A 10,249-nucleotide genomic window follows, 5' to 3' on the forward strand; every position below is an offset into this window, starting at 1 on the left:
CTCGCTGCGCTCCGCACACTCCGCTCAGGGGAGAGAGAAAAGCCGCATCACTCCACGCCATCCCGAAACATCCTCTTCAGCACCAGCGCCAGCCGCTTGCCGCCGAGCGGCGCCATGTCCTTGGTCTCCCGGTGCGACAGTTCCGCGCCGGTCATGCCGGCGGCGAGGTTGGTGATGACGGAGCACGCCGCGACCCTGAGGCCGAGGAAGCGAGCAAGGATGACCTCCGGCACCGTCGACATGCCGACGGCATCGGCGCCGAGCAGGCGCGCCATGCGGATTTCCGCCGGCGTCTCGAAGGAGGGGCCTGAAAACCACATGTAGACGCCCTTGTGCAGGCGAATGTCCACGGCCGCCGCAGCGCTTTCGATCGCCGCGCGCATGCCGGCGTCATAGGCTTCGGTCAGGCCGACGAAGCGGCGGTCGGTCGGCTCGCCGAACAGCGGATTGGAACCGGAGAAGTTGATGTGGTCGGTGACCAGCATGATCGAGCCGGGCAGCATTTCGGGATCAAGGGAGCCTGCGGCATTGGTCAGGATCACCTTGGTCACGCCGATGCCGGCCAGCGTTTCCAGCGCCGGCCGCATCACGGCGGCATCGCCCTGCTCGTAGTAATGCGCCCTGCCCGCCATCATCAGCACCGGCTGGCCGGCGAAGCGCCCGGCCACCAGTTCCCCGGCATGGCCGGTGACGCCGCTGTGCGGGAACCCCGGCAGGCCGGCATAGGGGATGCGGACGGCGTCCTCCACCTCGTCGACCAGACCGCCCAGGCCGGAGCCGAGGACAAGCGCGGTCGACGGCGCCAGACCGTCCAGCCTTTCAACCAACAGATCGACCGCCTGTTTCATGCCCAGCCGTCGCCCCGGAAACCGTAGGGCAGCATGTCGCCCATCGTCACCGTCTCGGCGACCCCGGTCTCGTCACAAAGGTAGAGCTTGGTGTCAGGCCCGGCAAATTCGGCCAGGCGCTGGCGGCAGCCGCCGCACGGGGTGCACCTGGCCATGCGCTCGGCGATCACCGCGATCTCGGTGATCCTGCCACCGCCGCCCATGATGTAATGGCCGAGCGCGGTGGTCTCGGCGCACCAGCCCTCGGGAAAGGACGCGACCTCGATGTTGGCGCCGGCGAAGACGCGACCGTCCTCGGTACGGATCGCCGCGCCGACCGGGAATTTCGAATAGGGCGCGTAGGCCTTGGCCATGGCTTCGCGAGCGGCGAGGAAGAGATCATGGGACATGAGGCACCCTTCGATAGTCAAGATGCCGAGGGCGGCGCACCCCCACCCCTAACCCCTCCCCACAAGGGGGAGGGAGACCGGTCAGGTCTTCGCCATGCTCAAAAGACTGCACATTATCAACTGCAGCGGGATCAACTGCAGCGGAAGAATTCCCCTCCCCCGTGTGGGGAGGGGGTGGGGGTGAGCCGCCTTTCGTTTTCAGCGGAATGACCATCACCTTTCCTTCACATAGGGCACGCCGCCGGCCTTGGGCGGAATCGCCTTGCCGATGAAGCCGGCGAGCAGGATGACGGTAAGCACGTAAGGCAGCGCCTGCATGAACTGCGCCGGCACCCGGCCGATAATGGGCAACGGCGTGCCCTGCAGGCGTATCGACAGCGCGTCGAGGAAACCGAACAGCAGGCAGGCGAACATGGCGTTGACCGGCTTCCACTTGGCGAAGATCAGCGCCGCCAGCGCGATATACCCCTTGCCCGCGGTCATATCCTTCACGAATCCGGCGTTCTGCACCATGGCCAGATAGGCGCCGGCGATGCCGGTGAGGATGCCGGTGCAGATGACGGCGCGGTAGCGCAGCCATGCCACCGAGATGCCCGCCGTATCGACGGCGGCAGGGTTCTCGCCGACAGCGCGCAGCCGCAGCCCGAAGCGCGTGCGAAACAGGACCCACCAGGTGAACGGCACCGCCAGGAAGGCGACATAGACGAGCAACGAGTGGCCGGAAATGAGCTGCGCATAGATCGGCCCGACGACCGGCACGCCTGCAACGGCATCGGCGCCCGGGAAGGTGATGGCGTCGAAGCGTTCGGGCGGCGTCAGGGCCGGAGTGCGTCCGCCCTGCTGGAACCAGGCCTGGCCGAGGATGACGGTCGAGCCCGCCGCCACGAAGTTGATCGCCACGCCGGAGACGATCTGGTTGCCGCGATGGGTGATGGAGGCGAAGCCGTGCACCAGCGCCAGCGCCACCGAGACCAGTATGCCGACAGACAGGCCGAGCCAGGCGGAATTGAGCACCGAGGCTGCCGCAGCCGACGCGAACGCACCGGCCAGCATCTTGCCTTCCAGCCCGATGTCGAAGATGCCCGACCGTTCGGAATAGAGACCCGCAAGGCAGGCGAGCAGCAGCGGCACCGAAAGACGGATAGTCGAGTCCAGCGTCTGGATGACGACGTTGAAGAGGTCCATCTCAGGCCTCCTTCCCGGCTTCGGCCATGCCGACCGATTTCGGGTTGATCGAGGCGAACAACGTCTGGATCGACGGACGGAACATATGCTCCAGCGCACCGGCGAACAGGATCACCAGGCCCTGGATGATGACGATCATGTCGCGGCTGATGTTGGGCATTTCGAAGGAGAGCTCCGCCCCACCCTGATAGAGCAGGCCGAACAGGATGGCGGCCAGCACGATGCCGACCGGATGCGAGCGGCCCATCAGCGCCACCGCGATGCCGACGAAGCCGGCGCCCGAGACGAAGTCCAGCGCGACGTTGTGCTGGTCGCCCATGGTCGGATTGAGCGCCATCATGCCGGCCAGTGCGCCCGAGATCATCATGGTGACGACGATGATGCGCGTCTCCGAAATACCGGCGTAGCGCGCCGCCTTGGGCGAGAAGCCGTAGGTGCGGATCTCGTAGCCCAGCCTGGTGCGCCAGATCAGCAGCCAGACCAGCCAGGCCATGACCAGCGCCAGCAGGAAGGAGACGTTGAAGGGCGCCGAGCGGATATGGGAAAAGCCGAACAGCTCGATCAGCCAGTTGAGCTTCGGCAGTTGCCCGCCCGCCGCGAAATTGCGTGTCTGCGGCGCCATCGCGCCGACAGGCTTGATCACATCGACCAGCATGTAGACCATCAGCGAGGCGGCGATGAAGTTGAACATGATGGTGGTGATGACGATGTGCGAACCGCGCCTGGCCTGCAGCCAGGCCGGGATCAGCGCCCACAGCGCGCCGAACAGCGCCGCCGCCACGATGGCGATCGGAAACAGCAGATACCAAGGCAGCACGTGATCGAAAGCAAGGCAGACGATGGCGATGCCCAGCCCCGCTATGTAGCCCTGCCCTTCGCCGCCGATGTTGAAGAGCCCGCAATGGATGGCCACGGCCACCGACAGGCCGGAGAAGATGAAGGTCGTGGCGTAGAACAGCGTGTAGGCGATGCCCTGCCCGCGCCCGAACGCGCCCTCGACAAGAATGACGGCGGCCCGGAACGGATTCTCGCCGACGAGAAGCACCACCAGCCCGGCCACGACGAAGGCCACGGCGAGATTGAGCAGCGGGATCAGCCCGTAGTCGGCCCAGGCGGGGAGCTTGGCGTAGGGTGTACTCACGCGGCTGCCTCCCTGTCGTCGATACCCGCCATCAGAAGGCCGAGTTCGCCCTCGCCGACCTCCGGCCCGCGCTCGCCGACGATACGGCCGGCGAACATCACCAGGATGCGGTCGGAGAGCGCGCGGATCTCGTCGAGTTCGACCGAGACCAGCAGCACCGCCTTGCCGGCGTCGCGCATGGCGATCAGCCGCTTGTGAATGAACTCGATGGCCCCGACATCGACGCCGCGCGTCGGCTGGCCGACAATCAGCACGCCGGGGTCCTGTTCGATCTCGCGCGCCAATACGATCTTCTGCTGGTTGCCGCCGGAGAAATTGGCCGTTCTCAATCGCGGATTGGCGGGACGGATGTCGTATTTCGCGATCTTGTCCGTGGCGTCGGCGATGATCGCGTCCGTATCGAGCAGCGGACCTTTCAGATAGCGCGGATCGTCATGATAGCCGAGGATGGAGTTCTCGTTCTCCTCGAAGGCCAGCACCAGCCCGACATGGTGGCGGTCCTCCGGCACATGCGCCAGACCACGTTCGCGCAATTCGCCCGGATCGGCGGCGCCGGTCAGGTCGACCGGACTGCCTTCGAGCGTTACGCTTCCCGAGACGGCGTGGCGGATGCCGGAAATCGCCTCCAGCAGTTCCGACTGGCCGTTGCCGGCGACGCCGGCGACGCCGACGATCTCGCCGGCGCGCACGTCGAAGGAGACACCGTTCACCATCGTTACGCCGCGCGAATCCCTGACCACCAGATCCCTGACCGACAGCCTGACCTCGCCGGGCGCCGCCGTCCCCTTCTCGACCCGCAGAAGCACGCGCCGCCCGACCATCAGTTCGGCCAGTTCCTCGACCGTGGTCTTCGCTGTCTCGCGCGTCGCCACCATCGTGCCCTGGCGCATGACGGAGACGGTGTCGGTGATGGCCATGATCTCGCGCAGCTTGTGCGTGATAAGGACGATCGTCTTGCCCTGCTCCTTCAACTGCCCGAGGATGCGGAAGAGGTGATCGGCCTCGGCCGGCGTCAGCACGCCCGTCGGCTCGTCCAGGATGAGGATTTCCGCGCCGCGATAGAGCGCCTTGAGGATTTCCACGCGCTGCTGGAGCCCGACGGGAAGCTCCTCGATCAACGCATCCGGATTGACCTGCAGGCCGTATTCGCGCTCCAGCCGTACCAGTTCCGAACGCGCCCGGGAAATCGACGATTTGAGCAGGGCGTTGCTTTCGGCGCCGAGGATGACGTTCTCGATGACCGTGAAATTGTCGACCAGCATGAAATGCTGGTGGACCATGCCGATGCCGGCGGTGATGGCGTCGTTCGACGACTTGATCGAGGCCGGCTTGCCGTTGACTTTGATCTCGCCGCTGTCGGCCTGGTAGAAGCCGTAGAGGATCGACATCAGCGTCGACTTGCCGGCGCCGTTCTCGCCGACGATGCCGTGGATGGAGCCGCGCTTGATCTCGAGATTGATATCGCGGTTGGCCTGAACCGGCCCGAAACTCTTGTTGACGCCGATCAACTCGATTGCGGCTTGCGCCATATGGCCGTTCCCACTCGTGTTCTTATCGGTTGGCCAAGGCCTAGCATGCCGCCGGTTTCCTGCCAACGGCGAGCCTGAAGGCGGGGGCCTCGTCTTCACCCTCGACAAACCCCCGCGCCATCGTCAATTTTGAGCCGGCAACGACCGCAGCCGTTTCACCGTCGAGGCGCCGGGTTTTGCGCACGCGCAACAGAGAGTACGGGTAATCATGTCTTCCGAACGTCTGACCACGCTGGAAATCCGTGCCGTCGAACAGGAACGGACGATCGAGGAGCTGTCCGGCCAGGTCGCCGACCAGTGGAAGGTGATCGACCGGATGCAGAAGAAGCTGGACGCCCTGGCCGAGCGCTTCCTGGCGCTGGAGGAACAGAGCGCGCCCGACGTGCCGGTGACGAAACCGCCGCACTGGTGATTTCAGCGACAAGCGTGGGCAGCAATTCCGCTTCCCTCCGAGCCGGCACATGATCTATCCTGCCGTTTCAGGCATTTTTCCGCTCGAGGCGGCAACGCCCGGCGTGACGTGCCGAACGGGAGGAATTGCGCCATGGGCGCGGAAGGGGAGCGCGGCCGGCGCGCCGGCGACTACATTTCGGGCCGCTTGAACGACGCCGAGCGAGAACGGGCCGAGCGCGACCTTACGCTCGATCCCGCCTTCCGTGACGCCGTGATGCGGCTGGCTGACGAAATGCGGTCTTCCGGAAGGCCCGGCGTGGACGGCGAGGCCGACCGGCATTGGGAAACCGTGGCACAACGATTGGCCGACCTGCCCCAGATGCGGCCAGTCGTTTCCGACGAGGCTGCACCAGGGCGCGCGGGCAGGTTCTCACCCTTCGACAAACCGATCGGCATGAGCCTGCATGCCGTGCCCGGCCGAAAGGCGCTCGTCGTGACGTTCGGCCTGATCGTGGCCTTCGCGCTGGGCTATGTGACGGCAAAGCTGTGAGTTCCGGCCAGGTCGTGACGACAGCCTTGCGAGCCTGAGCGATTCAGGGCCTGCCTGCTCGCGCCTGTCCGGTCCTCCCTGCTTCCAAAGCAAAACCGCCGGGACGATGCCCGGCGGTCGAAGGCTGAAAGAACCTGCCGATCAGTATGGGCATTTTCCGTCGGTGGTGAAATCGTGCACCTCGATCTTGCCGGCGATGATGTCGTCCTTGGCCTTGTCGGCGGCAGCCTTCATGTCGGCGGTGACGATATCCTTGTTGTTGTCGTCCATGGCGTAGTCGACGCCGCCTTCCTTGAGGCCGAGATGCTGCGCGCCGGCGGTGAACTTGCCGTCCTTGGCGTCCATGAGGCCGTTGTAGACGGCAACGTCCACGCGCTTGACCATCGAGGTCAGCACATGGCCGGGCTGCAGGCCGTTCTGGTTGGAATCGACGCCGATGCCGAGCTTGCCGGCATCCGCCGCCGCCTGCAGCACGCCGACGCCGGTGCCGCCGGCCGCCGCATAGATGACGTCGGCGCCCTGGTCCATCTGCGTCTTGGCGATCTCGCCGCCCTTGGCCGGGTCGTTCCATGCCGCAGGCGTGTCGCCGGTCATGTTGTAGATGACGTCCGTGGCGCCGGCCGCCTTGGCGCCGCCGACATAGCCGCAGCCGAATTTGCGGATCAACGGGACGTCCATGCCGCCGATGAAGCCGACCTTGTGGGTCTTGGAGGCCATGGCCGCCAGCACGCCGACGACATAGGAGCCTTCGTTCTCCTTGAAGGTGACGGAACGGACGTTCGGCGCATCGACAGCGTCGTCGATGATCTCGAACTTGGTGTCGGGATAGTCCGCGGCCACCTTCGTGAGCGAATCGACGAAGGAGAAGCCGGTCATGATGATCGGGTTGCGGCCATCCTCGGCGAAGCGGCGCAGCGCCTGCTCGCGCTGCGAGGCGTTGGATATCTCGAAGTCGACATAGTCGATGCCGGTCTCCTTCTTGAACTTCTCGGCGCCGTTATAGGCCGCCTCGTTGAAGGATTTGTCGAACTTGCCGCCGAGATCGTAGAGCAGCGCCGGCTTGATGTCGTCGGCCAGCGCCGGGAACACCATCGCGGTTGCAGCGAGAAGCCCAAGAACGATACGTTTCATGTGATCCACACCCTGTCGGTTATCTTGTCGTTGCGCGCCCTGCGGCGGCCGGTCACGGACACGCGCAAGGCACCTGGCAGGGCTGTAAGTCCCCCGCTTGCCGGCCAATCTTGCATGGGCGCGTACAAAATTCACCTGGAATTTTGACCTTCCGGAAAACCGTGGCGCAGAGGCGCGCCATAGCAAAACGCAACAGGCCAAGTCAGGCGGAAGCGGACGCCGGAGCGGGCATGGCGCAGGACACGCCCGTGCCCTTCAGGCCGCAATGGCCGGAGGGGTTCCTGGCCAGATATTGCTGGTGCTCCTTCTCGGCGAAATAGAAAGGCCCGGCAGGCTGGATCTCGGTGGTGATCCGGCCGTGGCCCGCGCCCGTCAGCGACACCCCATAGGCATCGCGGGAGGCGAGCGCCTGCACCTGCTGCTCGCCCGAAAAGGTATAGATGGCCGAGCGATAGGCCGTACCGACATCGTTGCCCTGGCGCATGCCCTGGGTGGGATCGTGCGCCTCCCAGAAGACCTTGAGCAGGTCGGCGTAGGAAACCAACGTGGGATCGAACACCACCAGCACTACCTCGGCATGCCCGGTCAGGCCGGTGCAGGTCTCCTGATAGGTCGGGTTGGGCGTGACGCCGCCCGAATAGACGGCGGCCGTCACCCATACGCCTTCGGTCTGCCAGAACAACCGCTCGGCGCCCCAGAAGCAGCCGAGCCCGAACATGGCCGTCTCCAGCCCGTCTGGGTACGGCCCCTTGAGCGGACGCTTCGAGACGAAGTGCTTCGAGGCGGTGGCGATCGCCCTGTCTCGGCCCCGCAGCGCCTCCGAGGGCTTGGGCAGGGTGAGCTTCCTGTTCAGCATGTCGCTGAGGAAAAACATGGTCTTTCCTTTCCAGTCGCTGATGGTTGCCATCAGGCGGCGAAGCGCGCGGCCTTCCGTCGGCGCCTGTAACCGATCATGTAGAGCACGAGGGCGAGCGCCGCGAACACGGCAAACCCCGGGCGGTCGAGGATCCAGTCGATGACCGTATCCCAGGCCAGCGGCCCTATCCTGTCGCGCACGAACGTCTCGCTCGCCGCCAGTGTGTCTGGCGAGACGGCGTTCCAGCTCGTCTTGAGCGGCGTCAGCACGAGCGCCGACGCCGCCACCGTGCGCGTCGCGTCGAGCACCGCCATGATAACGGCGACGGCCAGAGCCACCGTGGCGGCGAGGCGGAACAGAAAGCGGATCATGGAGCTTTCCAGATGTTTCGACACGAGGAATATGGCGCGGCGGCCGCAAGAGCAAGTTTCGTGATGGATGTCGCCGCCCGGCCGCCGGTGGACGGCGGCCTTCATGCCATTTTCAACGGTTATTCGCCAACGGACGCGACTTGTCACATCGCACCGCCGGCCGGGCTCCCAAAGCGTGCGCCTCGCCGGAAGAACGGGCCAGAAGAACGCCTGGAACACTTCCTCGCGACGCTCGCTCGCCCGCTCCGCGAGCCGGCCAGAAGGTCGCGATCCGGACATATTCCAGGCGCGCTCGCGAGCAGGCTCTGTCGAAAATTCCGGCATTACCAATCATCGGCAACGCATCGACGCGCCGATACGCGTCGTGCCCGCCGGACCTCCCGTCAAGCGCCGGATTCAATGTCTCTCGACGGAACCCGCAGCGATTTCGCCGCGAACGCCATTAAGTCTTGGCTTTCGCCTGCGGATCGACTAGATGAGCCCCGCGCCCGCCGTATCGATAGCTGAACCGTCGGCTTGACCAATGACCGGGCGTGGGGCGGAGAGGTGGCCGAGTGGTTTAAGGCGCACGCCTGGAAAGTGTGTATACGGGAAACCGTATCGGGGGTTCGAATCCCCCTCTCTCCGCCATCTGCGAACATATCTGCGAACTTCGGGCCCGCTAGTTCCACCAGAGCTTTCGTTGGATGAAACGGTGGCTTTCCGGAGATCGTCAGCGTGGCCTTCGATTCGGATTTCTGTTTCACCGACTTCGACGCGCTCCACGATTGACGAGAGATATATCTTGGTTCGCGCCCGGTTCTCATCCTCGAGCAGGCCGATCATTTGAGTTCTGAAATGGAGAACAGCTGTCTCGCTGATGTCGTCAACGCCGTCAGCCGCGCCAATAGCCTGGTTCAGGCGAGTCCTTGCCAGCTCCAGTTCGTCCGCGGCGCGTCGCAAATTCTTCTGGAAAAGCGGATCGTGCTGTAAGGACGGCGCTACCTGAATACTTGCCCATAATCCCTGCACCGTTGCCTCCGCTGCCGAGACCCGAGACTGCAGCGACGGCAGTTCCTCGATTGCGGAATTGGACCTAACTCGGTCGCGCTTCTGCAATCCAGAAATGAGTTTGGTCAGGTGATCCTTGTCCAGCACTCTCGAACGGACAGCCGTCAGAACGGCATCATCGAGCTCCTTCTCGGGGATGCTGGGACCAGTGCAGACCTTTTTCCCGCGTGTGGCGCTGCTACAATGATAATAGCGGTAATTTCCTCCCTTTCCGGTTCTGAGCGTCATTGACGCGCCGCATTCCTCGCAATAGGCGATGCCGGATAACAGCAGCGGGCTGCTGATCTGCTTGGCCGCTCCCATCTTCGGATCGCGCTTCTGCATCAGCAGCTGGACTTCATCGAGCATCTCGCGGCTTATGATGTGAGGGATCTTCAATAAAACTGGATCCAACTCCTCGCGGAATTCGCTGACTGCAGGGTCCACACCCCAGTAGTAGTCACCGAAATAACCCGAATTGGTCAGGATGCGGTGGATTGCCTGAATTCCCCATCGTGCACCGGTCCGGGTAGTGATGTTTCTCTCATTCAGCCAAATCGCGATAGCCTTCACGCCCATGGGCGCGCTGTTACCATCGCCATGAAGCGCCAAGGTATAGATCCGTTCGATGATCTGTTGATTTCCGCCGAGAACTGACCCGGGATTGAGGGATTTTTCCATTGAGAAGTGACCCATGTTTGAACCCACCCCTGCTGGCTGATTGCAGGGGACATTGGAGTGATAGACATGGCGTTACTGAGCGTTATCCGACGCTGGCATCTGCGAGATGGACATTCGATCCGGGAGATTGCGCGGCGCACGGGACT

The 10,249-nt window shown here is 64.2% G+C and carries 10 protein-coding genes, 1 tRNA gene and 1 pseudogene; 3 read left to right on the top strand and 9 right to left on the bottom strand.

The window, feature by feature from the left end:
• Positions 1–47 precede the first annotated feature (47 nt).
• The 5 genes from ABMA46_RS20900 to ABMA46_RS20920 all read right to left on the bottom strand — a co-directional run bounded on the left by ABMA46_RS20900 (position 48) and on the right by ABMA46_RS20920 (position 5,092).
• Complete coding sequence (locus ABMA46_RS20900) at positions 48–848, bottom strand: purine-nucleoside phosphorylase (RefSeq protein WP_349001933.1); 801 nt, start codon at positions 846–848, stop codon at positions 48–50.
• Positions 845–1,237: a cytidine deaminase gene (gene cdd / locus ABMA46_RS20905; protein WP_349001934.1), complete on the bottom strand. Its 393-nt coding sequence runs from the start codon at positions 1,235–1,237 to the stop codon at positions 845–847. Before cdd ends, ABMA46_RS20900 begins: the two co-directional genes overlap by 4 nt.
• A 213-nt stretch (positions 1,238–1,450) precedes the next feature.
• Positions 1,451–2,422 (bottom strand): ABC transporter permease, encoded by a 972-nt coding sequence (locus ABMA46_RS20910; RefSeq protein WP_349001935.1) that lies wholly within the window; start codon positions 2,420–2,422, stop codon positions 1,451–1,453.
• A 1-nt stretch (position 2,423) separates the two neighbouring features.
• Positions 2,424–3,563, bottom strand: a complete 1,140-nt coding sequence (locus tag ABMA46_RS20915) for an ABC transporter permease (RefSeq protein WP_349001936.1) — start codon at positions 3,561–3,563, stop codon at positions 2,424–2,426.
• The gene (locus ABMA46_RS20920) at positions 3,560–5,092 is read right to left on the bottom strand and encodes an ABC transporter ATP-binding protein (protein ID WP_349001937.1); all 1,533 of its coding nucleotides are present in this window, start codon (positions 5,090–5,092) and stop codon (positions 3,560–3,562) included. The genes ABMA46_RS20915 and ABMA46_RS20920 overlap by 4 nt, the downstream gene beginning before the upstream one ends.
• A 208-nt stretch (positions 5,093–5,300) precedes the next feature.
• Here ABMA46_RS20920 and ABMA46_RS20925 point away from each other — a divergent pair, with 208 nt between their 5' ends.
• Both ABMA46_RS20925 and ABMA46_RS20930 read left to right on the top strand, forming a co-directional pair.
• Complete coding sequence (locus ABMA46_RS20925; RefSeq protein ID WP_425475783.1) at positions 5,301–5,504, top strand: SlyX family protein; 204 nt, start codon at positions 5,301–5,303, stop codon at positions 5,502–5,504.
• A gap of 132 nt (positions 5,505–5,636) precedes the next feature.
• On the top strand, positions 5,637–6,035 hold the full coding sequence (locus ABMA46_RS20930; protein WP_349001938.1) for a hypothetical protein: 399 nt from the start codon (positions 5,637–5,639) through the stop codon (positions 6,033–6,035).
• A 141-nt stretch (positions 6,036–6,176) separates the two neighbouring features.
• Here the strand turns inward: ABMA46_RS20930 and ABMA46_RS20935 are convergent, their stop codons facing one another.
• The 3 genes from ABMA46_RS20935 to ABMA46_RS20945 form a co-directional block, all read right to left on the bottom strand.
• The gene (locus tag ABMA46_RS20935; protein WP_349001939.1) at positions 6,177–7,166 is read right to left on the bottom strand and encodes a BMP family lipoprotein; all 990 of its coding nucleotides are present in this window, start codon (positions 7,164–7,166) and stop codon (positions 6,177–6,179) included.
• Positions 7,167–7,368: 202 nt separating this feature from the next.
• Positions 7,369–8,040 carry a peptide-methionine (S)-S-oxide reductase MsrA gene (msrA, locus tag ABMA46_RS20940; RefSeq protein ID WP_349001940.1) on the bottom strand — a complete coding sequence of 224 codons (672 nt, stop codon included), beginning with the start codon at positions 8,038–8,040 and terminating at the stop codon, positions 7,369–7,371.
• A gap of 32 nt (positions 8,041–8,072) precedes the next feature.
• Positions 8,073–8,393, bottom strand: coding sequence for a hypothetical protein (locus tag ABMA46_RS20945; protein WP_349001941.1), 321 nt, complete (start codon positions 8,391–8,393; stop codon positions 8,073–8,075).
• Positions 8,394–8,933: 540 nt separating this feature from the next.
• On the opposite strand from ABMA46_RS20945, the gene ABMA46_RS20950 reads away from it, so the two are divergent.
• A tRNA-Ser gene (locus ABMA46_RS20950) sits at positions 8,934–9,023 on the top strand.
• Between the two features lie 525 nt (positions 9,024–9,548).
• On the opposite strand, the pseudogene ABMA46_RS21415 reads toward ABMA46_RS20950, so the two are convergent.
• Positions 9,549–10,118 (bottom strand): annotated as a pseudogene (locus tag ABMA46_RS21415) (recombinase family protein); the annotation flags it as partial.
• Positions 10,119–10,249 lie beyond the last annotated feature (131 nt).

This window comes from Mesorhizobium hunchu (assembly GCF_040081975.1).
Lineage (GTDB): Bacteria > Pseudomonadota > Alphaproteobacteria > Rhizobiales > Rhizobiaceae > Mesorhizobium > Mesorhizobium hunchu.

Coding starts and splice junctions, on each gene's coding strand:
- ABMA46_RS20900 (WP_349001933.1), bottom strand. CDS start 848: ATGAAACAGGCGGTCGATCTGTTGGTTGAAAGGCTGGACGGTCTGGCG.
- ABMA46_RS20925 (WP_425475783.1), top strand. CDS start 5,301: ATGTCTTCCGAACGTCTGACCACGCTGGAAATCCGTGCCGTCGAACAG.
- ABMA46_RS20930 (WP_349001938.1), top strand. CDS start 5,637: ATGGGCGCGGAAGGGGAGCGCGGCCGGCGCGCCGGCGACTACATTTCG.
- cdd (WP_349001934.1), bottom strand. CDS start 1,237: ATGTCCCATGATCTCTTCCTCGCCGCTCGCGAAGCCATGGCCAAGGCC.
- ABMA46_RS20945 (WP_349001941.1), bottom strand. CDS start 8,393: ATGATCCGCTTTCTGTTCCGCCTCGCCGCCACGGTGGCTCTGGCCGTC.
- msrA (WP_349001940.1), bottom strand. CDS start 8,040: ATGTTTTTCCTCAGCGACATGCTGAACAGGAAGCTCACCCTGCCCAAG.
- ABMA46_RS20920 (WP_349001937.1), bottom strand. CDS start 5,092: ATGGCGCAAGCCGCAATCGAGTTGATCGGCGTCAACAAGAGTTTCGGG.
- ABMA46_RS20910 (WP_349001935.1), bottom strand. CDS start 2,422: ATGGACCTCTTCAACGTCGTCATCCAGACGCTGGACTCGACTATCCGT.
- ABMA46_RS20935 (WP_349001939.1), bottom strand. CDS start 7,166: ATGAAACGTATCGTTCTTGGGCTTCTCGCTGCAACCGCGATGGTGTTC.